The organism is Ruminococcus sp. 1001713B170207_170306_F1 (genome assembly GCF_015668065.1).
In the GTDB taxonomy this organism is placed as follows: Bacteria; Bacillota; Clostridia; order Lachnospirales; family Lachnospiraceae; genus Blautia_A; species Blautia_A faecis.
In genome coordinates this window covers 57207-78206 of record NZ_JADPEX010000020.1, presented here as the reverse complement: position 1 = coordinate 78206, position 21000 = coordinate 57207, and the positions used below count along the sequence as shown (strand labels likewise).

Below are 21000 nucleotides of genomic sequence, written 5' to 3'. Positions count from 1 at the left end.
CCTTAATCTCGCAGCTGTTTCCCTGTGATTTCCAGAAATACGTCATTTAAAGTAGGCAGCTCAGAGGAAACCTGACCAAAGGAAATATCCTGGCTCTGCAGGTAATTGAGAAGCCGGATCAGGTTGTGACGGGCACCTGTGCACCGTACAGTGAGAATCTGTTCCTCGTAATGCAGGTCAAATACGTGTGGAAGAGCCCGGATGTCAGCCAGATTCTCCGAGGTAAGAGGAATGGCCTCAATAGTAATGGTCTCGCCGGTTTTGATCATTTTTTTCAGCTCCTCTTTGGTGCCGGAGGCAATTACATGACCGTGATCCATAATTGCGATCCGTGTACAGATCTGCTCCACTTCTTCCATATAATGGGAAGTGTAAATGATGGTGGAACCCTGTTCATTCAGCTTCTGAATGCCTTCCAGGATTTTGTTCCGGCTCTGGGGATCAACGGCTACCGTTGGCTCATCCATAATGATCAGACGAGGCTTATGAGCAATTCCGCAGGCAATATTCAGTCGGCGGAGAAGACCGCCTGAGAGCTTCTTTGGACGCATTTTCCGGTAATCGTTAAGATCGGTAAAGGTAATGGCTTCTTCCACCAGTTCTTTTCTTTTCCTCTTATCCGGGACATAAAGCCCACAGAAATAATCAATGTTTTCATAGACAGTCAGTTCGTCAAAAACAGCCACATTCTGCAGCACGATTCCAATCTGCTGTTTTACTTTGTAATTGTCAGGACGCATTTCTTCTCCGAAAATATGAATGCTGCCTTTGTCGTATTTGAGAAGAGAAAGCATACAATTGATAGCAGTAGTTTTTCCAGAGCCGTTGGGACCAAGAAGACCAAAAACCTCTCCTTCCGAAATACTAAGGTTCAGGTGATCAAGTGCCACCAGGTTCCCATATCTTTTTACCAGATTTTCTATTTGAACAATATTTGTGGACACGATTTTCCTCCTTCGGATTTTCCCCGTATAGTAGCTGTATCATAAATTTGGAGCGTGTTTGAAAAAGGCTTTCGGCAAGATGTACGTCACAATTTGTGGGAGATTTTGCCCGGATGAGGACGCCGTAGCGGGCTACGGCAACTGAATTTGGGCGAAATATACCGGCAAAGTGGAGCATGCAGATTGCAGGAATGCTTTTTCAAGTACACTCTAGTATAAAGGAATGAGGGAAAATCGCCAAGTGTCAGATGTCACGGTCTTCACATGACAAATGTCATAAAATTACAGTTCGTTCCATTCACAAAAACATCTCGCGGAACATTATCAGTAAACCGTAATGTTATAAAGCGCAGAACCTTCTTTACAGCGCAAGGTCAGTTATACTATAATAAGGGAAATGTCTGTAAGGCATATATGTAAAAAAACAGGTTAAATATTTGAAAATTACCGGTTACGGAGTGAACAGCAGTAGTTGGGAAAAATGAGAAAGAAGGTGACAGAGTGGGATACTTTTTGGACTGTGGATTGCTGGTATTTTATAGCTTTCTGTCACTTTTTTTTCTGCCGCCAGGGGCGGGTTTTCTGATCGCTTTTTTGAGCTGTGTAAGTGTGATCTGTTGCGGATATGCGGTGAGAAAGAAGGCATTGAGGCTAATCCTTTGCATTTTGTTCGGATTTCTGGGACTGGCTGTTCCAGAGATCTTTATCTTTTATCCATGTCTTTTTTATCTGCTTTTTCATGAAAAAATGAGGGGGCTGGCAGCAGTAGCAGTGATGTTTTTTCTCTGGAAAATACCTGAAAGCAGGGAAAACATGGGCCTTTTTGCAATGACCGGTGTATTTGGATTTTTACTGGCGTTTTTTATGGAGAGAAATACCGCAAAGAGTCAGATTCTGGAAGAGAAGCTGCGAAGGACCCAGGATGATTCTAAGGAGCGAAACCTGCTTTTGTCTCAGAAAAATAAAGCTTTGCAGGAAAAACAGGATTATGAGATCTATAATGCTACCTTAAAGGAACGAAACCGGATCGCCAGGGAAATCCACGATAATGTGGGACATGTACTTTCACGTTCAATCCTTATGGTAGGGGCTGCAAAGACCATAAATAAAGATCCCGGGATGACCGCCATACTGAAAAATCTGGAGGATTCCCTGAACCATGCCATGAACAGCATCAGAAATAGTGTCCATGACCTTCACGATGAAGCAGTAAATTTAGAAGAAGTGGAAAAGAGCCTGGTTCATGAGTTTACATTTTGTTCGGTGCAGATGGTTTATGATATGACAAGAGAGGTTCCAAGGGAAGTGAAATACTGTTTTATCAGTATTACCAAAGAGGCCTTCGCAAATATTATGAAGCACAGCAACGCCACGAAGGTGCAGCTGATCCTTCGGGAGCATCCGGGACTGTACCAGCTTTGTATAGAGGATAATGGGACAGATGCTTTTTATGATCCGGAAAAATCCGGTATTGGAATTGTAAATATGAAAGAAAGGGTAAATGCCCTGGGTGGAACCATACAGATTTTTACGGATAAGGGATTCCGGATTTTTATTACAATACCCAAATGTGGTTGAGGTGGATTCCGATAAAGATACAGTAAAGCGGGTATACAGATTATGAAAAATATTTTTTGAATGTGTTCCGGAAATGAAAGAAAAGCAGGAGTAAGAAATGAAAATAATAATTGTAGACGATGACTGCCTGGTGGCGGGTGCTTTGAAAACCATTCTGGAAGTGAATGAGGATGTGGAAGTGTTAGCGACTGGAGCAGACGGAAAAGAGGCCTGTGAGCTTTATGAAAGGTATGAGCCGGATGTGCTCCTTATGGATATTCGAATGGAGAAAATGGACGGTCTGGAAGCATCCCGGAGTATTTTGTCCAGGTATCCAAAGGCAAATATTCTGCTTCTTACCACTTTTTCCGATGACGAATACATAGTAAAAGCCCTGCGTCTTGGTGCAAAGGGATATCTTCTGAAACAGGATTATGGCAGTATTCTGCCTGCACTTCGGGCGGTTTACTGTGGGCAGACAGTATTTGGGACAGAAATAGTTTCCAGGATTCCAGACCTTTTGCAGGGAGAAAAGAAGTTTGATTATGGAAAATATGACATTAATGAGAGAGAATTTGAGATGATAGAGCTGATCGCAAATGGGTACAGCAATAAAGAAATTGCGGCAGAGCTTTTCTTAAGCGAAGGAACCGTGCGGAATTATCTGAGCATGATCCTGGAAAAACTGCAGCTGCGTGACCGTACACAGGTGGCAGTTTTTTATTACCAGCATAAATAGGAGCGACAGAAGATGAACATACAGAAAATTGGAGACCGGACAGCAGAGCTTTTGAATTTATATTATAACAATGAGATAGAGCCTTTTTTGAACTCTTGTCATGAGGATGTTCTTTGGATAGGACCTGCAGACAAGCAGGTGATCCGCGGAAGAAAAAATCTGGTAGATGCTTTTCACGCTGAGAAACACGAACTGAAGTTTTCTCTGAATAATCTGACGGTGCTGCCGCTTGCCACTACAAGCAGTACGGTGGCAGAGATCATGACTTTTATGCTGGTAGATACGATCTGGCCGGACAACAGTGCAAGCCGGGTAAATCAGCGTATGCAGTTTACCTGGGTGGAGCAAAAAGGTGTGCCGAAGATACGTGTGATCTTTATTTCAAATGCAATTCAGTATGATGAGAGGGATGGCATTTATCCGGTACATTATGATGAGAATTATCGTAAGTTTGTCCTTACAGGAGAGACCAGATCAGAGCGGATTTACGTGAAAGGAATTGATAAGTCCATTCTTTATCTGAACTGGTCCCGTGTGATCTATGTGGAAAGTCTCGGCAATCATACGGTGATCCATACGCTGGATCAGGAGTTTGAGTCTACAGAAAGCCTGAAAACTCTGGAAAAACGTTATGGGAACCTGTTTCTGAAGTGCCACGAGAGTTACATGGTAAACCCGGCACATGTCCATTCTATCCGCAGATTTAAAATGACTGTAACAGGAGGACGGGAACTTCCAGTTCCGGAAAAAAAGTATACGGCAGTAAAAAAGACGCTGCAAAAAATAATTGCAGCCCGTTAGAGCGTATCTGAAAAAGGCTTTCTGCAAGATGTGCGTCACAATTTGTGGGAAATTTTGCCCGGATGAGGGCGCCGTAGCGGGCTACGGCAAACGAATTCGGACGAAATATACCGCAAAGTGGGGCGTGCAGATCGCGGGAATGCTTTTTCCAACATGCTCTGTGGAAAAACATTACAAAAGTACCAAAAATGTAAAAAAACACACACGTCATAAAAGAAGTATGCTATAATGGGAGCACTTAACCGATTACGGTATAAGGAATTGCCAATTAAATGAGGAGAACCAAGTATGAGTGATTATGTGATCATAACAGATACATCTGCAGATATTCCGGCAGACATTTTAGATAAGGGTCAGATTCATCTGATTCCTATGGTATACCAGTTAAACGGAGAGGAGTGTCCGCACAGGAATCCGGGAAACTGGGACAGCAGGGCTTTTTATGACAAGCTTCGTGCAGGTGGAACCGGAAGTACTTCCCAGATTTCCCCGGCTACATATACTGATTGTTTTGAACCGTTTTTGAAAGAGGGCAAGGATATTCTTTATATTTCCCTTTCCGGAGGACTGACTTCTACATGGCAGAGCTCTCGCATTGCAGCTGCTGATCTGATGGAAGAGTACCCGGAGTGTAAGATCTCCTGCGTGGATTCTCTTGCAGCCACAGGAGGACAGGGAATCCTGGTGATCCTGGCAGCAGAAAACCAGAATAAAGGAATGTCCCTGGAGGAGAATACGTCATGGCTGGAGGAGAATCGTCTCCATATTTGCCATTGGTTTACAGTAGATGATCTTGATTTTCTGAAACGAGGCGGACGTATTTCCCCCACAATCGCCTGGATCGGCGGAAAGCTGAAGATCAAACCGATTCTTCGTATTGTGGAGGATGGAACTCTGGCAATCCCGGAGAAGGTACGCGGCTCCAAGGCTGCTATGAATACGATCGTTTCCAAGTATATCAGTTCCGGATTAAATGAGGAGCATCCTTATGTATTTATCTGTCACGGTGATGCTGCTGAGCAGGCTGAGAAAGAGAAAGCTGCTATCCTGGAAGCTGTACCACAGGCTCAGGTTATCATTATGCCAATGAGCCCGATTATTGGAATTCATACTGGTCCTGGAGTACAGGCGGTTATTTATTTTGGAAATAATAGATAATTAAAGCCTTTTTCAAACCTGTTCCAGGAAAGCAAAAATTCAGAAATCATTGAGCGTTCCAAATGTATATCCCATTTCTTCCCATTTGGTCAGCAGTTCATCCAGAATCTGTCCATTTGTGGAAGAAGTATTGTGCAGCAGGACAATTGCCCCTGGGTGGATCCGTGTGAGAAGCTTATCGAAGGCTTCCTCTTTGGTTGGCTGTTTATCCTGATACCAGTCCACGTAGGCAAGACTCCAGAAGAAGGTTTTATACCCCAGTTCCTTTGCCATGGACAGATTTGCTGTACTGTAAATTCCTTGAGGCGGCCGGTAGAATTTCGTCATGGATTCTCCGGTCGTTTCTTTATACAGATTTTCCACGCCCTCCAGCTGTTTCCTGAAATCATTCAGGGAAGAAATTCCGGACATATCCGGGTGAGAGAGGGTATGATTTCCTACAATGTGCCCTTCCTGAACCATTTCTTTTATCAGATCTCCATTATCTCTTATGAAATTTCCAACAACGAAAAAAGTTGCTTTTACATTGTGTTTTTTCAATGCATTAAGAAGCAGCGGTGTATTGCCATTTTCATAGCCACAGTCAAAAGTAAGATAGAGTATTTTCTCCTGGGTATCCTTTGCAAAGTAGGCGTTATAGGAAGCAAGCTCTTGGATGGAAGCATTTCCTACAGGACGTTTTCCTTCTTCCTGGAAACTGAGTCCCCAGCTTGCGCAGTCTGATGAAGTAGCGACTGCTTCCGGGGGCGAAAAATGTTGGACGATCACCCGGGCGGCAGAACCAGCCAGAAAGGACAGGGCGAAGAGAAGAGGAACGACGGCGTAGTGGAGAAAGTCTTTGATCGCAGGGCGATTTTTCGAGCAAAAAGAGGAAATATGCGAAGAGAATTTTTCCTTCAGTGCTGGAAAAGAAAAAATGGGAAATTTCATGAAGAGAAAACCTCACGGGTATTTTTTTACAGATATATGAGAAAATAAAAGGTTTATGCCAGAGCGTGTTTGAAAAATCATGCGAATAAGGGCAAGGCAGCTGCTTGAAAATGAAAGGAAAATCCAGACATTAATTAAGCCACCAGCATCGACGTTTACTGGTGGCTTAAATCTGATCCATATCCAATGGAATGTACCTCTCTTTCCGAATATATTATGCGTTTAAAACAATTGGAATTAAGGCTTACGTTCTTGGTGGACTGTACCTCGCTTTTCTTAAAGTGTTAAAAATTAAGATGTTTCGTTATGCTTCTGGTGGTCCGTACCTCTCTTTCTTAGATTATAAGTAATGAACTTATGTTTTCGGTGGTCTCACTCCTTTTTGTTTTTATTTTTAAGTTCCTTTTGTTTTATGAGCTTACTATAACAGATTACTTCTCGTTTGTCAACAAATAATTTGAAAAAATATTATTTTATATAAAATAAAAAGTTTATATGTGTGAAAAGAATTAAAAATTCAGACAATATTTCCGCGTATAATGTGGTATGATGAAACTATAAAGAATATGGCTTTTCAACGTGATAAAGTGCTGGGAAGCTGTATGACAGAAGATGAGGAGGAAGCAAAGATGTTAAATGCAATTCTTGATGAATTGAAACTGAATGCCCTTGTGATCACAGATCCGTATAACATGCGACATGTAAGCGGTTTTCGCGGCGGCGAGGGCGCTTTATATATTTCAGCAGCCCAGAAGGTGCTGATCACAGATTCCCGTTATACGGAGCAGGCCGGTAAGGAGAGCGATTTCACAGTAATCGAAGAGTGCCGTGGGCATAACCGTCAGACGATCCTGAAGGAGTGCATGGAGAAGGAGAATGTAAGTGGCGATTTCCATATGGGATATGAGGATCAGTCCATGCTTTGCTGTGATTTTGATAAGCTCAGAAAGGAACTGCCGGTTCAGACATGGACACCTCTTGGCAGCAGAATCGATGATCTTCGCCAGGTTAAGACTGAGGAAGAACTGGAGTATCTGGCAAAAGCCGAAGAAATCGGGGACAAAGCATTTGCAGAATTTTTGAAAATCGTGAAACCAGGAATGACAGAGCTGGAAGCTGCGGCAGAGCTGGAATATCTGATGAAAAAAGAGGGAGCAGAGGATTTAAGCTTTAACACGATCATCGCTTCCGGTCTGAATTCTTCCATGCCTCACGCAATCCCAGGATATAAGAAGCTGGAGGAAGGGGATTTTGTTACGTGTGATTTTGGCTGTAAATACAAGGGATACTGCTCCGATATGACACGTACCTTTGTACTCGGAAAAGCAAGCGATAAACAGAAAGAAATTTACAATGTTGTATTAAAAGCACAGCTGGCCGGTCTTGCAGCAGTAAAGGCTGGTGTAAGCGGAGCGAGTGTGGATAAGGTTGCGAGAGATATTATTACAGAGGCTGGTTACGGTGACTGTTTTGGCCACGGACTTGGTCACAGTGTAGGTCTTTTCATCCATGAAAGTCCGCGCCTGTCTCCCTCTGACGATACCATTCTGAAAGCCAATATGATCGAGACTGTTGAGCCGGGTATTTATGTACCTGGTTTCGGAGGGGTTCGTATTGAGGATATGGTAGTGGTAACGGAGGATGGCTGCCGCAATCTGGCACATTCTCCTAAGGAACTGATTGAGGTTCCCGTTGAGAAATAAAGAGCTGATATATATATAGTGAATAGATAGTGATGTCGCCGACAGGCGAAATGTCTGTTTTGTGAAAGAAAATTATCTGCCCGGGCGGCATCTGAGTTTCTTTTACGATTAAAATATTAATATTGTTATTAAAATATGGAAAGGAATAAGAAAATGCTGAAACAATTATCAATTTTTGCGGAAAATATCAAAGGGAAAATGCAGAAGGTGACTGGAATCCTCCTGGAGGAGGATATTAATATCCTTGGTTCTGTTACCAATGACAGTGCTGAATATGGAATTATACGTATGGTTGTTTCCAAACCTGAGCAGGCGTTAGAAGCGCTGACAAAGGCTGGTTTTATCTGTAAGCTTAGTGATGTTCTTGGAATCGAGGTAAAGGATGAGGTTGGTAATCTGAACAAACTGCTTCTCAGTCTCCAGGAGAGCAACATCAATATTGATTATCTGTATCTGTCTTTCAACCGTGCTACCGGACTTCCGATCATGGTTCTCCACGTACCGGATATCAGTGAGGTGGAGGCATGTCTGAGAAATAAGGGATTTAATTCTATTTCTGAGGTTCATTAAGCACTTCAGGCAGAAACAGAATCTGAAATCCTGCATAGAACTCTGAATAGTTGGAAAAACTACCGTTATCAATCTTTAGGAGGTAAGGAAATGTTACGGTATTTGCCTATTCGGAAGATTCACGCAAGACAAATTCTGGATTCCAGAGGCAATCCTACTGTGGAGGTAGAAGTGACAGTTGGAGAAGGCGTTATTGGAATCAATGGATATACAGGCCGTGCAGCGGTTCCATCCGGCGCGTCCACAGGAAAATTCGAAGCACTGGAGCTAAGAGACGGCGACAAAGGAAATTATAAAGGTCTTAGTGTACAAAAAGCAGTGGATAATGTAAACACGAAAATCACGGAGGCAATTCTGGGAGAAAATGCACTGGATCAGACCTATATTGATTCACTTCTGATTCAGACCGATGGCACAGATAATAAAAGCAATCTGGGTGCAAATGCTACACTGGGCGTATCAATGGCAGTGGCAAGGGCAGCTGCCATGGCGCTTCGAATCCCGCTTTATCAGTATATTGGCGGCTGTCATGCAAACAGAATGCCGGTTCCTATGATGAATATTTTGAATGGGGGGCGGCATGCGGACAATACAGTGGATCTTCAGGAGTTTATGATCATGCCAGTTGGGGCTTCCTGTTTTTCAGAGGGAATCCGCATGTGTGTGGAGATTTATCAGTCACTGAAGATCCTTTTAAAAAAGAAAAATCTGTCTACAGCAGTGGGCGATGAGGGTGGTTTTGCACCGGATCTGAAGGATTCCAGGGAGATTCTGGAATTGATCCTTGAGGCTGTGAAGAACGCCGGATATGAGCCGGGAAAAGATATTGGCATTGCCATTGATGCGGCAGCCAGTGAATTATATGACGGAGAAAAAGACGGTTACTATTTTCCTGGGGAGAGTAAGATGACTGGAAAAGAAGTGATCCGGGATTCCAATGAAATGATCCGTTATTACGAAAATCTGTTGGATGAATTTCCGGTTGTTTCTATAGAGGACGGACTGCAGGAGGATGACTGGGAGGGCTGGAAGGCTATGACGGAGCGGCTTGGAAGCCGTGTACAGCTGGTTGGGGATGACCTTTTTGTGACAAATATCAAACGGCTGGCCTGTGGAATAAAGCTTGGAACAGCAAATGCAATCCTGATCAAGGTAAATCAGATCGGAACCCTGACAGAGTCTTTGGAGGCAGTAGAACTGGCTGCACGGGCGGGTTATCGCTCTGTTATTTCCCACCGCTCCGGTGAAACGGAGGATTCCTTTATTGCAGATCTTGCAGTGGCAACTGGTGCGGGGCAGATCAAGACTGGTGCACCATGTCGTTCAGATAGAAATGCCAAGTATAATCAGCTTCTGAGAATCCATGAGCAGCTTGGCAGACTGTCGATGTATGAGAATCCGTTTGCCTGATCCTGAAAAAAACGATAGCGTAATTTGTCCAAATTCAAGATAAAAAAGAGTTGAAATCAAATGCTGGCTATGGTACAATATCTCCTAGTTGATTAGGAGGTGTAACCACGTGCAGATTTTAAGAACGATTTTAACAATTCTTTTTGTTATAGATTGTATTGCCCTTACCGTAGTAGTCCTTATGCAGGAAGGTAAGTCACAGGGTCTTGGTGCAATCGCCGGAGCTGCAGACACATACTGGGGTAAGAACAAAGGACGTTCCATGGAGGGCGGTCTTGTTAAGGCAACTACAGTTATGGGAGTTTTGTTCTTTGTACTGGCAGTTGTACTGAACCTGAATTTCTAAGAATAAACTGGGAAACACTCTTGTTGATCTGATCGCAAGGGTGTTTTTTATGTAAGCGGAAAATCCTGCTTTGCAGGATTCTTTCCTGATAATAGGAAATTATGGAAAGATGGTAGAGAAGTTTCGTGATAATTACAGTCTGTGCGTGCGATTTTAATAGAGCAGCTTGCGTGTGCAGGTATTAAGAAGGAGAAAAATTGAGTAAAGACAGAGAATTTGACAAACGAAAAAAATTTATGATGGAGCTTCTTGGTGATCCAGTGTACCAGCCTATGCGCTTCCGGGAAATTGCAGGTCTTCTGCGCCTTTCAAAGGACGAGAAGAAAGATCTGTACCGTGTTCTGGATGATCTGGTAGCAGAGGGAAAGGCTGACCTGGATTCCAAGGGACGTTATTCCAAAGTAACTGGAAGAAAGCGCGGGAAAGAGAAGCAGCGTGGAAAAAGAGAAGAACGTGACGAGAAGTTTTCGGGTAAACGTTCCGGGAAATATGCAGAAGAAAGCTCCGAGAGACGTACCGGGAAGAAAGATGAGAAACATTCCGATAAGAAATATAATGATAAGCAGGCTGGAAAGTATGATCACCGCAAGCCCGACGATCGTTACGGCAGGGGAAAAGATAAGTACAACGAATATTCGGACAGTCCATCTGTGGAAGGCACCTTCATCGGTCATCCCAAGGGCTTTGGCTTCGTGGAAATCGAGGGGGAAGACAACGACGTATTTATTCCGGAAGATTGTACCGGAACGGCTATGCACCAGGATAAGGTTCGTGTTATAATCACAAAAGAGCCGCAGGAAGGCAAACGCCGTGAGGGAATTGTAGTAAAAGTTCTGGAAAGAGGTATGACCCAGATCGTGGGAACCTACGAGAACAGCCGTGACTTTGGTTTTGTGGTAAGCGACAATCCTAAATTTTCCAGGGACGTATTTATTCCGAGAAAAGATTCCCAGGGAATCAAGGATGGGGATAAGGTAGTGGTGGAAATCACCAGCTACGGAAGCAAGAACCGCAATCCGGAAGGGAAGATCGTAGAGAATCTGGGAAGCTGCCGTGCACCTGGAACAGATATCCTTGCCATTGTAAAAAGCTTTGGCATTCCAAGCGAATTTCCGGATAAAGTAATCCGTCAGGCTGACCGTGTACCAGATCATGTTCTGGATGCTGACAGGGATGGCCGACTGGATCTTCGCCATCTTCAGACCGTCACCATTGACGGAGAAGACGCCAAGGATCTGGATGATGCAGTTACTTTGACAAAGGAGAATGGCATCTATCATCTTGGTGTTCACATTGCAGATGTAAGCAATTATGTACAGGGAGGAAGTGCCCTTGACCGTGAGGCGTTGAAGCGGGGAACCAGTGTATATCTGGCAGACCGTGTAATTCCCATGCTCCCGGTACGGCTTTCCAACGGAATCTGTTCTCTGAACCAGGGGCAGGATCGTCTTACTTTAAGCTGTCTTATGGATATTGATAAAAAAGGAAATATGATTTCCCATAAGATTGCAGAGACTGTGATCTGTGTAGATGAGAGAATGAATTATACAGATGTGAAAAACATTCTGGAGGATACTGACGAAGAGGCAAAGAAACGCTATGAAAAACTTGTTCCCATGTTTTTCCTGATGAAAGAGCTTTCTGAAATCCTTCGTGGAAACCGCCATCACAGAGGCTCCATTGATTTTGATTTTCCGGAGAGCAAGATTATCTTAAATGCAGCAGGAAGAGCCATTGACATTAAGCCATATGAGGCAAATGTGGCAACAAGGATCATTGAGGATTTCATGCTTATGGCAAATGAGACTGTGGCAGAGGAGTGCTGCAGGGATGATATGCCGTTTGTTTACCGTACCCATGAGACTCCGGATCCCGAGAAAGTGGAGAGCCTTCTCACACTTCTTCATAATCAGGGAGTGCCGGTGCAGAAGAATGGACAGGAGATTACCCCGAAGGAGATCCAGACTATTCTGGAGAGCATTGAGGGACTTCCAAACGAGCCACAGATCAGCCGCCTTACTCTTCGAACCATGAAACAGGCGAAGTATACTACAGAATGCAGCGGCCATTTTGGACTTGCAGCGAAATATTACTGCCATTTTACTTCTCCAATCCGTCGTTATCCGGATCTTCAGATTCACAGGATCATTAAGGATAAGCTTCGGGGACGTCTGGAAAGAGAGGGAAAAACAGAGCATTATAAAGAGATTCTGGAAGATGTGGCACGCCAGTCCAGTGTGTGTGAGCGCCGGGCGGACGAAGCAGAGAGAGAATCTGACAAGCTGAAAAAAGCAGAATATATGTCTTACCATATTGGGGAAGAATTTGAAGGAATCATTTCCGGTGTTACTGGCTGGGGCTTCTATGTGGAACTTCCAAATACGGTAGAGGGACTGGTTCATGTAAATACACTGAGGGATGATTACTACACCTTTGATCAGGATGCTTACGAGTTGATCGGCGATGTGACACACAAGGTGTTTGCACTGGGACAGAAGGTGCGTGTGAGAGTTGCGGACGCAGATACCATGCTGAAGACTGTGGATTTTGTTCTGGCAGAGGAGCAAGAGTGGTAATTAGAAGTTACTGTTCATTCTGCGATCAAAAGCACGCTTTGCGATGCATAGAAACTACGCTCTAGAACAGCAACCCTTTGTTTTGAATGCCCGCCTGCAGGCGGAAATCCATATAGGGAGGAACTTATGGCAAAGAAACCAGGAATCAAACTGATTGCAAATAATAAAAAGGCATTTCACGATTATTTTATAGAAGACACGTATGAGGCAGGAATTGCCCTGGCAGGAACAGAAGTAAAATCCCTGCGTATGGGAAAATGCAGCGTCAAGGAATCTTTTGTGCGGATTCAGAATGGGGAGGTTTATATCTATGGAATGAACATCAGCCCATACGAAAAAGGCAATATTTTCAATAAAGATCCCCTTCGTATCCGTAAACTTCTCCTTCACCGCAGTGAGATCAACAAGATGGAAGCCAAACTGAAGGAAAAAGGTCTTACCCTTGTGCCAATCAAGGTCTATTTCAAGGACAGCCTTGTGAAGGTGGAAATTGGTATGGCAAGAGGTAAGAAATTGTATGACAAACGTCAGGATATCGCTAAGAAAGATCAGAGACGAGAAGCAGAGCGTGATTTCAAGGTGAAGAATTTATATTAAAAACAATGGGAGCTGGGGATTTTTATGATGAAAAATTCCCGGCTTTCGTAAATTTCTGTTAAACATTTATAGGGGATCAGCTGTAAAGATGCAGCATATAAAAAGTCAGACAGGTCAATATGGTATTTATTTAATATTCGCTGTACAGGCAGCATGAAAATAGTAAAAAGAGGTTGGCTATGGAAGAGAAAATAAAAGAGAAAACACAGGAAGCAAAGGAAACAATAAAAGAAAACCGTCCGATGAAAACCGTAGAGGATTCCAGAACGGAGCAGGTTCATCTGATCATGCACCAGCACTTAAATGCCGGCGGCAGGCTGTTCGGAGGAATGCTGATGCAGTGGGTGGATGAGGTGTCCGGCGTGGTTGCCATGCGTCATTGCGGAACTTACCGTGTCACAACTGCAGCTGTGGACAATCTGCAGTTTAAGGAGCCCGTTTACGAGGGCGAGATCCTTGTGATGATCGGCTATGTGACCTATGTGGGAAATACCTCCATGGAAGTGGAAATTGATTCCTATGTGGAGCGCGGGGATGGAATGCGTTACCTGGTTAACCGTGCTTTTTCTGTGATGGTAGCTGTGGATAAGGATGAGCGTCCTACCCGAATCCCCGGCCTTATTATCCACACAGAAGCTGAGAAAGGACGTCATGAGGCAGCTCTGCTCCGCAGGGATATGCGTAAAGAGCGAAGAGACGCCGGGTTTTAAACATTGAGACATGTTGTCAAAAACTATTTGAGTCAGAGATAGAGAAAACTGTCCCTGGCTCTTTTTGTTCACAGAAGAAGTACGCAGGATCTTCCTTCCCGGTGAAGGCACCAGAGAGAATGGGGAAAAGAAACCCGAGAGTTGCGGCGCGAAATCGTGCAAAGCATGATTTCTGTGCATCGCGAAGCGTGTTACTGTGAACGGAGTGAACAGTAACGAAAAGTTTAAAAATTGTATGAAATCATCCCGCGTTCGGTTGACAAGTCTGTCATACTCTGTAATAATAATGGAGAACAAAAAGTGGATATTAGAGGAGTTTAATTCCATTTTGTGGGAGGAATATAGATTATGAAAAAACGTTATGTGATTCTTGCAGCACTTTTGGTCACTGCTTTGGCAGCAGCTGGATGTGGCAAAAAAAAGACTGAAGATACAGGCAAGGATGGCCAGGTAACCGTGGCTCCTGCTGAGAATACAGATACAGCTTCAAGTGATGACAGTTCCCTGGTAGATATGCAGAAATCTGACGATGCAGATATCAAGAATGTGATTGGTGATAAGACTTCCACAGCTTCCAGGCTGATTCTTGTGAACGGTACCGGAGCTGCTGTGAAGGGACTTTACATTCGTCCGACTACGGATGACGATGATGACTGGGGCACAGAGCTGATCAATGGATTGTTTACTTTGAATGATGGCGACAAGGCTCTTTACTATTATGAGCCGGACGAGAAGGATGCAGATGGAAATGCGGTGACAAGCTATGACATCCGGATCACGTATGAGGACGAGGATTATACAGACTGCTATTTCCGTAAGCTTCCGCTGAAGACAATTTCAAAGATCACTCTTCATATGGATGGAACTGCTGAGGATGGAATTCCTTATGCTACTTATCTGACAGGAACGAGTAAGACAGAAACTTCTACCCTTAGTGAAGTGATGGCGCGTCTTGGTCTTGATGACAGCGAAGACAGTTCTGAGGATGATTCTCAGGAAACGGATACAGCACCAACGCCTACATCTGCGCCGCAGCAGTCAGGTCCTACTGCTGCACCTACATCTGCACCGCAGCCTACAAGTACTCCGGATAATAGTGGCGGCAGTAATACAGCACCGGATGATTCCAGTGCAGATAAGGCGAAACAGTATATCGGACAGCCGCTTTCCAGTCTTGTTGCAGCACTGGGAGAGGCTAACGGAAGTGATTATGAGAACGAGCCGGAGACCGGAGAGACAGGATATCATTATTATGACTCTTTCACAGTTTCTACCACTGTTGATGACAGCGGAAATGAGGTTGTTGCCGGAGTATGGTAAAATAAAAGAATAAAAAATAAGGCAGGATAAAAGCATGGAAATGAAAAGAGTTTTATTAAAATTAAGCGGCGAGGCTCTTGCCGGACCGAAGAAAACAGGATTTGACGAGGCAACTGTTCTTGCAGTAGCGAAGCAGATCAAGGCAATTTCTGATGAGGGAGTACAGATCGGCATTGTGATCGGCGGTGGAAACTTCTGGAGAGGACGTACCAGTGAGACGATAGACCGCAACAAGGCAGATCAGATCGGTATGCTTGCTACTATTATGAACTGTATTTATGTATCTGACCTTTGCAGATATACAGGTATGAAGACTGAGATTTATACACCATTTGCATGTGGTGCATTTACAAAACTGTATTCCAAGGACAGTGTAGAAGAGAGCTTTGCACAGGGCAAGCTGGTATTCTTTGCAGGCGGTACAGGACATCCGTATTTCTCTACTGACACAGCTACGGTTCTTCGTGCAGTTGAGATCGAGGCCGATGCGATTCTTCTGGCGAAGGCAGTTGATGGTATTTATGACAGCGATCCGAAGGTAAATCCTGACGCTGTGAAGTATGATGAGATCTCTATTCAGGAAGTTGTTGACAAGAAGCTTGCAGCCATGGATCTTACAGCTTCTATTATGTGTCTGGAGCAGAAAATGCCGATGATGGTATTTGCTCTTGATGAGGAGAACAGCATTATCAACACTGTTCACGGAAAATTTTCCGGAACAAAGGTTACTGTATAAGCGCGTTGCGCAGAAAATAGGATAATACTGCTACCGGCAGAAAATCATAAAGAGGGAGATTAATTTTATGGATGAAAGAATTCAGAAGTATGAAGAGAAAATGAAAAAGACATTGGGCAGCTTAGAAGCAGAGCTGACTACTATCCGTGCAGGACGTGCCAATCCGCATATCCTTGACAAGCTGACAGTAGATTACTACGGAAGCCCTACACCGATTCAGCAGGTGGCAAATATCACAGTTCCGGAAGCTCGTATGATCCAGATCCAGCCATGGGAATCCAGCCTGATCAAGGGAATTGAGAAAGCAATCCTTACTTCTGATCTTGGTCTGAACCCGAATAACGATGGAAAAGTAATCCGTCTTGTTTTCCCGGAGCTTACCGAGGAACGCCGTAAAGATCTGGTTAAAGATGTTAAGAAAAAAGGTGAGGCAGCTAAGGTTGCTGTCCGCAACATCCGCCGTGATGCCAACGATGCATACAAGAAGCTGAAAAAAGAAGAGGATGTATCTGAGGACGAGATCAAAGAGTTAGAGGACAAAGTTCAGAAGCTTACAGACAAATACATCAAGGATGTAGATGCTGCAGTAGAAGCAAAAGGTAAGGAGATTATGACTGTATAAGGGCATATTACCTGAAGCGCAGAGCCGTTTGGACTAAAAATCTGCAAAACAGGATCCTTTTATAAAGAAACAGCAAAAAGAGCTCTTTAAAAAGAGCTCTTTTCTGCCCTTTTGTATGAAATTGTACGAATAATCTGAACGCTTATAACGAAAAAAGAAAAACAAAACACAAGGAGAAAAATATGAACGTACCCAATCATATTGCCATTATTCTGGACGGCAATGGCCGCTGGGCAAAGGCAAAGGGACTGCCTCGTGGCTATGGACATGTTAAGGGCTGCGCCAATCTGGAGCAGGTCTGCTATGATATTAAAGATCTGGGCGTGAAATATCTGACAGTATATGCTTTTTCCACGGAAAACTGGAAACGCTCCAGAGAAGAAGTGGATGGGCTTATGAAGCTGTTTCGCAGCTATCTGAAGAAATGTATCAAGATATCCCGGGATAATAAGATGAAAATCAAAATTATCGGCGACATCTCTGCTTTTGCACCGGATATTCAGGAAAGCATCCGTAAACTGGAGGAGTTTTCCAAGGATTATGATGAGTTGTACTTCCAGATTGCCATGAATTATGGAAGCCGCGATGAGATTACAAGAGGAATGCGAAAGATGGCACAGGATGTGGCGGATGGAAAAGTTTCTCCGGATCAGATCACAGAGGATACGATTGGAAGCTACCTGGATACTGCAGGAGTGCCGGATCCGGATCTTCTGATACGCACCAGCGGAGAACAGAGACTTTCCAATTTCCTTATGTGGCAGCTGGCTTATACGGAATTTTATTTTACAGACGTGGCATGGCCGGATTTCCATAAAGCAGAATTAGTACAGGCTATTGAGAAATATAATCAAAGAGACAGAAGATATGGCGGTGTGAAGGAGGAGTAAGATGTTTAAAACACGTCTTTTAAGCGGTATTGTGCTGGTCGCAGTTGCGCTTCTGACTATTATCAGTGGAGGTTATGTGCTGTTTTTTACACTGCTTGGGATCTCTCTGATCGGAATGCAGGAGCTTTATAAGGTTATGAAGGTTCGGGAAGACCATTTTAATGCCCTGGAAATTGCAGGCTATCTTGGAGCTGTGATCTACTATGTGCTGATGTCGCTGGATTTTGAAAAATATGGAATGATGGGCGTGATCATTTCGTTCATGATGTTTATGTTCGTTTACGTATTTACTTATCCCAAGTTCAAGGCAGATCAGGTAATGCCGGCGTTCTTTGGGGTGGTATACGTGGCTGTGATGCTCTCCTTTATTTATCTTACCCGGAACCTTCCAGATGGAAAATTTCTGGTATGGCTGATCTTTTTATGCTCCTGGGGATGCGATACCTGCGCATATTGTGTGGGAATGCTGATCGGCAGGCACAAAATGGCACCAATCCTCAGCCCGAAGAAATCAGTAGAAGGTGGAGTAGGCGGCGTGGCAGGCGCTGCGCTTCTGGGCGCAATTTATGCAGCAGCAACTGGCGGAAAGATTGCAGAGTATGCGCTGATCTGTGCAGTCGGAGCACTGATCTCCATGGTTGGAGACCTGGCTGCTTCTGCTATTAAGAGAAATCAGGGAATCAAGGACTATGGCAAACTGATCCCGGGACACGGTGGAATCCTGGACAGATTTGACAGTGTGATCTTTACAGCTCCGGCTATTTATTTCCTGGCGAAGCTTGTGCTGGGAATCTGATTCCGGATTGGCAGCGGGAGGCATAAAGGAATAAGAAGTGTGGAAATGATAAGATGTGATTTGTCCCTGAAATGGACTGAGAGGAATTTCAAATGAAGAAAATTGCAATTTTAGGCTCAACTGGTTCCATCGGTACACAGACCCTGGATGTAGTGAGAGCTAACGGCGATATAGAGGTGCTGGGAATCAGTGCAGGAAGAAATGTGAAAATGCTGGAAGAACAGGCAAGAGAGTTTCATCCTCAGCTGATTGCAGTGTGGGATGAAAATGCGGCAGAGGACCTGGCAGTCCGTCTTGCGGATATGGATGTAAAAATTGTGTCTGGTATGGAGGGACTTCTGGAGCTTGCGCGTATGCCCCAGACAGACATTCTGGTTACCGCTGTTGTGGGAATGATTGGAATCCGTCCTACAATGGAGGGAATCAAGGCGGGCAAGGACATTGCCCTTGCAAACAAAGAAACATTGGTAACAGCAGGTCATCTGATCATTCCGATGGCAAAAGAGCATGGAGTTCAGATCCTTCCGGTAGACAGTGAGCACAGTGCTATTTTCCAGGCTCTTCATGGGGAAAAGCGGGCGCAGGTTGAGAAGCTTCTGATCACAGCTTCCGGTGGTCCCTTCCGTGGAAGAAAAAGAGAAGAACTGGAACATGTGACGCTTGCAGATACCCTGAAGCATCCGAACTGGGTAATGGGACAGAAGATCACAGTAGATTCCGCAACCCTGGTAAATAAAGGTCTGGAGGTTATGGAAGCCAGATGGCTGTTTGATGTGGATTTGGATCATATTCAGGTTGTTGTCCAGCCAAAGAGCATTATCCATTCGATGGTAGAGTTTAAAGATGGTGCGGTTATGGCGCAGCTTGGAACTCCGGATATGCGGCTTCCAATCCAGTACGCACTCTATTATCCGGAACGCAGATATCTGGATGGAGAGAGACTGGATTTCCATAAATTGAAAGAGATTACTTTTGAAGATCCGGATATGGATACATTCCTGGGGCTTCCAATGGCTATGGATGCTGCAAGAAAAGGCGGCAGTATGCCTACTGTGTTTAACGCAGCAAATGAGCTGGCTGTGAAGAAGTTTTTACAGGAAAAAATCGGCTTTCTGGATATTTACGACATTATTGCACAGTCTATGGAAAGACATACAGTGATCCGGAATCCGGATCTGGAGGAGATACTGGCAGTAGAAGACGAGACTTATAAATGGATTGAAAGCAGGTGGTAGGTTGAAGATTATTCTGGCATTATTGATTTTCAGTGCGATCATTCTTTTTCATGAGCTGGGGCATTTCCTTCTTGCAAAGAAAAATAAGATCGTAGTAACGGAGTTTTCCCTTGGAATGGGACCAAGGCTGCTTAGCACAGAGAAGAATGGAACCAGGTATTCTCTGAAGCTTTTGCCTCTTGGCGGTTCCTGTGCCATGCTGGGAGAAGATATGGAGGATGAGTCCAAGGGGACTTTCAATGGTGCACCAGTGTGGGGAAGAATCGCTACAGTTGCAGCAGGACCGGTATTTAACTTTATCCTGGCCTTTGTGTTTGCAGTGCTCATTGTTACGCTGGTGGGCTATGACCCGGCAGAGGTTACGCAGGTGGAGAGTGGTTCTACTGTGGCTGAAGCTGGTCTTCAGGAAGGGGATATTATCAAAGAATATCAGGGGTATCATATTGATCTGGCAAGAGATCTTTATCTGTATATGTATCTGAATAATCCACAGGAGGATGAGACCATTCATATGACTGTGGAGAGGGATGGCAAAGATGTGGAGCTGGCCTTCAAACCAGACGTACAGGTGAGATACCTTCTTGGCTTTAACAGAAAGAGTACCGATTCTCTTGAGGTGGCATCCCTGATTCCGGGAATGGGCTTATCTGAAACTGGCGTGGAGCCTGGGGACGTGATCACTTCCATTAATGGCACCAGACTGGAGAGTTCGGACGATTATACTGCATATCTTGCAGAGCATCCTCTCACAAGTGAGCCTGTGACCATAACTTATGAGCGTGATGGCCTGGAATACAACGCTGAGGTAACTCCATCGGAGTCCCGCACAGCAGTACTTGATTTTTCTTATAATCTGGCGTACACGAAGACACAGGGATTTGAAGTGCTGAAGTATGGAACGCTGGAAGTAAAATATATGATCCGCTCTACCTTACTCAGCCTGAAAGAGCTTCTTACCGGCGGGCTGGGCGTAAAGGATTTAAGCGGTCCGGTTGGCGTAGTTGATGCAATTGGCAGCACCTATGAGGCAAGTAAGAGTGAGGGCATGCTGACTATCTGGGTAAATATGCTGTATATGGCAGCACTTTTATCTGCAAACCTTGGTGTTATGAACCTTCTTCCGCTTCCTGCACTGGATGGCGGCCGGCTTGTATTTCTGATTATCGAGGCTATTCGGAGAAAACCGGTGAACAGACAGATTGAGGGCATGGTTCATTTTGCAGGTTTGATGGTGCTGATGCTTTTGATGGTTGTAGTTATGTATAATGATATTTTGAAGATTTTTTAATCTTTTTGAAATGAAAAAGCTGTAAAGAAAATGAAAGCGAAGGCTATGTGTATCAAACGGATATGCATGGCC

The 21000-nt window shown here is 44.3% G+C and carries 25 protein-coding genes; 21 read left to right on the top strand and 4 right to left on the bottom strand.

Translation table 11 applies throughout. From position 1 onward, the window contains the following. Nucleotides 1-2 precede the first annotated feature (2 nt). Complete coding sequence (locus I4V84_RS12875) at nucleotides 3-944, bottom strand: ABC transporter ATP-binding protein (RefSeq protein WP_330382797.1); 942 nt, start codon at nucleotides 942-944, stop codon at nucleotides 3-5. Next, nucleotides 880-1059, bottom strand: a complete 180-nt coding sequence (locus I4V84_RS20680; RefSeq protein ID WP_334286093.1) for a DUF6783 domain-containing protein — start codon at nucleotides 1057-1059, stop codon at nucleotides 880-882. Before I4V84_RS20680 ends, I4V84_RS12875 begins: the two co-directional genes overlap by 65 nt. Here I4V84_RS20680 and I4V84_RS20675 point away from each other — a divergent pair. The 5 genes from I4V84_RS20675 to I4V84_RS12860 all read left to right on the top strand — a co-directional run bounded on the left by I4V84_RS20675 (nucleotide 1036) and on the right by I4V84_RS12860 (nucleotide 4041). Then, complete coding sequence (locus I4V84_RS20675) at nucleotides 1036-1089, top strand: DUF6783 domain-containing protein (RefSeq protein ID WP_334285446.1); 54 nt, start codon at nucleotides 1036-1038, stop codon at nucleotides 1087-1089. The two genes, I4V84_RS20680 and I4V84_RS20675, sit on opposite strands and share 24 nt — an antisense overlap. A gap of 31 nt (nucleotides 1090-1120) precedes the next feature. After that, complete coding sequence (locus I4V84_RS20670) at nucleotides 1121-1171, top strand: hypothetical protein (RefSeq protein ID WP_334286092.1); 51 nt, start codon at nucleotides 1121-1123, stop codon at nucleotides 1169-1171. A 274-nt stretch (nucleotides 1172-1445) separates the two neighbouring features. Next, the gene (locus I4V84_RS12870) at nucleotides 1446-2522 is read left to right on the top strand and encodes a histidine kinase (RefSeq protein WP_195992417.1); all 1077 of its coding nucleotides are present in this window, start codon (nucleotides 1446-1448) and stop codon (nucleotides 2520-2522) included. 97 nt (nucleotides 2523-2619) lie between these two features. Beyond that, on the top strand, nucleotides 2620-3240 hold the full coding sequence (locus I4V84_RS12865; protein ID WP_173769378.1) for a response regulator transcription factor: 621 nt from the start codon (nucleotides 2620-2622) through the stop codon (nucleotides 3238-3240). A 12-nt stretch (nucleotides 3241-3252) separates the two neighbouring features. Next, the gene (locus I4V84_RS12860) at nucleotides 3253-4041 is read left to right on the top strand and encodes a LytTR family DNA-binding domain-containing protein (protein ID WP_187565645.1); all 789 of its coding nucleotides are present in this window, start codon (nucleotides 3253-3255) and stop codon (nucleotides 4039-4041) included. Here I4V84_RS12860 and I4V84_RS20665 read toward each other — a convergent pair. Beyond that, a complete protein-coding gene (locus I4V84_RS20665) occupies nucleotides 3944-4150 on the bottom strand; it encodes a DUF6783 domain-containing protein (protein ID WP_334286090.1) in 207 nt (68 codons plus the stop codon). The genes I4V84_RS12860 and I4V84_RS20665 overlap by 98 nt on opposite strands. On the opposite strand from I4V84_RS20665, the gene I4V84_RS20660 reads away from it, so the two are divergent. Both I4V84_RS20660 and I4V84_RS12855 read left to right on the top strand, forming a co-directional pair. Further along, nucleotides 4070-4270 (top strand): DUF6783 domain-containing protein, encoded by a 201-nt coding sequence (locus I4V84_RS20660; RefSeq protein WP_334286089.1) that lies wholly within the window; start codon nucleotides 4070-4072, stop codon nucleotides 4268-4270. The two genes, I4V84_RS20665 and I4V84_RS20660, sit on opposite strands and share 81 nt — an antisense overlap. Before the next feature lie 59 nt (nucleotides 4271-4329). Then, nucleotides 4330-5199, top strand: coding sequence for a DegV family protein (locus tag I4V84_RS12855; RefSeq protein WP_195992415.1), 870 nt, complete (start codon nucleotides 4330-4332; stop codon nucleotides 5197-5199). A 39-nt stretch (nucleotides 5200-5238) separates the two neighbouring features. On the opposite strand, the gene I4V84_RS12850 is transcribed toward I4V84_RS12855, so the two are convergent. Beyond that, nucleotides 5239-6129, bottom strand: a complete 891-nt coding sequence (locus I4V84_RS12850) for a polysaccharide deacetylase family protein (protein ID WP_195992413.1) — start codon at nucleotides 6127-6129, stop codon at nucleotides 5239-5241. Between the two features lie 566 nt (nucleotides 6130-6695). Between I4V84_RS12850 and I4V84_RS12845 the strand changes: the two genes are divergently transcribed. The 14 genes from I4V84_RS12845 to rseP all read left to right on the top strand — a co-directional run bounded on the left by I4V84_RS12845 (nucleotide 6696) and on the right by rseP (nucleotide 20928). After that, entirely contained in the window at nucleotides 6696-7832 is a 1137-nt protein-coding gene (locus I4V84_RS12845) for an aminopeptidase P family protein (protein WP_243284095.1), read from the top strand. Between the two features lie 153 nt (nucleotides 7833-7985). Beyond that, nucleotides 7986-8402 (top strand): amino acid-binding protein, encoded by a 417-nt coding sequence (locus tag I4V84_RS12840; RefSeq protein WP_118578742.1) that lies wholly within the window; start codon nucleotides 7986-7988, stop codon nucleotides 8400-8402. Nucleotides 8403-8492: 90 nt separating this feature from the next. Further along, nucleotides 8493-9812 (top strand): phosphopyruvate hydratase, encoded by a 1320-nt coding sequence (gene eno / locus I4V84_RS12835; protein ID WP_195992411.1) that lies wholly within the window; start codon nucleotides 8493-8495, stop codon nucleotides 9810-9812. A 109-nt stretch (nucleotides 9813-9921) separates the two neighbouring features. Next, nucleotides 9922-10158 (top strand): preprotein translocase subunit SecG, encoded by a 237-nt coding sequence (gene secG / locus I4V84_RS12830; RefSeq protein WP_118578738.1) that lies wholly within the window; start codon nucleotides 9922-9924, stop codon nucleotides 10156-10158. 197 nt (nucleotides 10159-10355) lie between these two features. Beyond that, the gene (rnr, locus tag I4V84_RS12825) at nucleotides 10356-12734 is read left to right on the top strand and encodes a ribonuclease R (protein WP_334286086.1); all 2379 of its coding nucleotides are present in this window, start codon (nucleotides 10356-10358) and stop codon (nucleotides 12732-12734) included. 126 nt (nucleotides 12735-12860) lie between these two features. Next, nucleotides 12861-13331, top strand: a complete 471-nt coding sequence (gene smpB / locus I4V84_RS12820; RefSeq protein WP_021926591.1) for an SsrA-binding protein SmpB — start codon at nucleotides 12861-12863, stop codon at nucleotides 13329-13331. Between the two features lie 179 nt (nucleotides 13332-13510). Further along, nucleotides 13511-14041 carry an acyl-CoA thioesterase gene (locus I4V84_RS12815; protein WP_330637356.1) on the top strand — a complete coding sequence of 177 codons (531 nt, stop codon included), beginning with the start codon at nucleotides 13511-13513 and terminating at the stop codon, nucleotides 14039-14041. A 348-nt stretch (nucleotides 14042-14389) separates the two neighbouring features. After that, the gene (locus I4V84_RS12810; protein WP_173718767.1) at nucleotides 14390-15361 is read left to right on the top strand and encodes a hypothetical protein; all 972 of its coding nucleotides are present in this window, start codon (nucleotides 14390-14392) and stop codon (nucleotides 15359-15361) included. Nucleotides 15362-15395: 34 nt separating this feature from the next. Beyond that, entirely contained in the window at nucleotides 15396-16097 is a 702-nt protein-coding gene (gene pyrH, locus I4V84_RS12805; RefSeq protein ID WP_330590253.1) for a UMP kinase, read from the top strand. A 67-nt stretch (nucleotides 16098-16164) separates the two neighbouring features. Then, nucleotides 16165-16719 carry a ribosome recycling factor gene (gene frr / locus I4V84_RS12800; protein ID WP_118578734.1) on the top strand — a complete coding sequence of 185 codons (555 nt, stop codon included), beginning with the start codon at nucleotides 16165-16167 and terminating at the stop codon, nucleotides 16717-16719. A 182-nt stretch (nucleotides 16720-16901) separates the two neighbouring features. Then, nucleotides 16902-17609, top strand: a complete 708-nt coding sequence (locus I4V84_RS12795; protein ID WP_118578732.1) for an isoprenyl transferase — start codon at nucleotides 16902-16904, stop codon at nucleotides 17607-17609. A gap of 1 nt (nucleotide 17610) precedes the next feature. Continuing rightward, on the top strand, nucleotides 17611-18405 hold the full coding sequence (locus I4V84_RS12790) for a phosphatidate cytidylyltransferase (RefSeq protein ID WP_118578730.1): 795 nt from the start codon (nucleotides 17611-17613) through the stop codon (nucleotides 18403-18405). Between the two features lie 92 nt (nucleotides 18406-18497). Next, nucleotides 18498-19640, top strand: a complete 1143-nt coding sequence (gene dxr / locus I4V84_RS12785) for a 1-deoxy-D-xylulose-5-phosphate reductoisomerase (protein WP_195992410.1) — start codon at nucleotides 18498-18500, stop codon at nucleotides 19638-19640. Nucleotide 19641: 1 nt separating this feature from the next. Continuing rightward, nucleotides 19642-20928: an RIP metalloprotease RseP gene (rseP, locus tag I4V84_RS12780; protein WP_148463524.1), complete on the top strand. Its 1287-nt coding sequence runs from the start codon at nucleotides 19642-19644 to the stop codon at nucleotides 20926-20928. The last annotated feature ends 72 nt before the right edge of the window (nucleotides 20929-21000 follow it).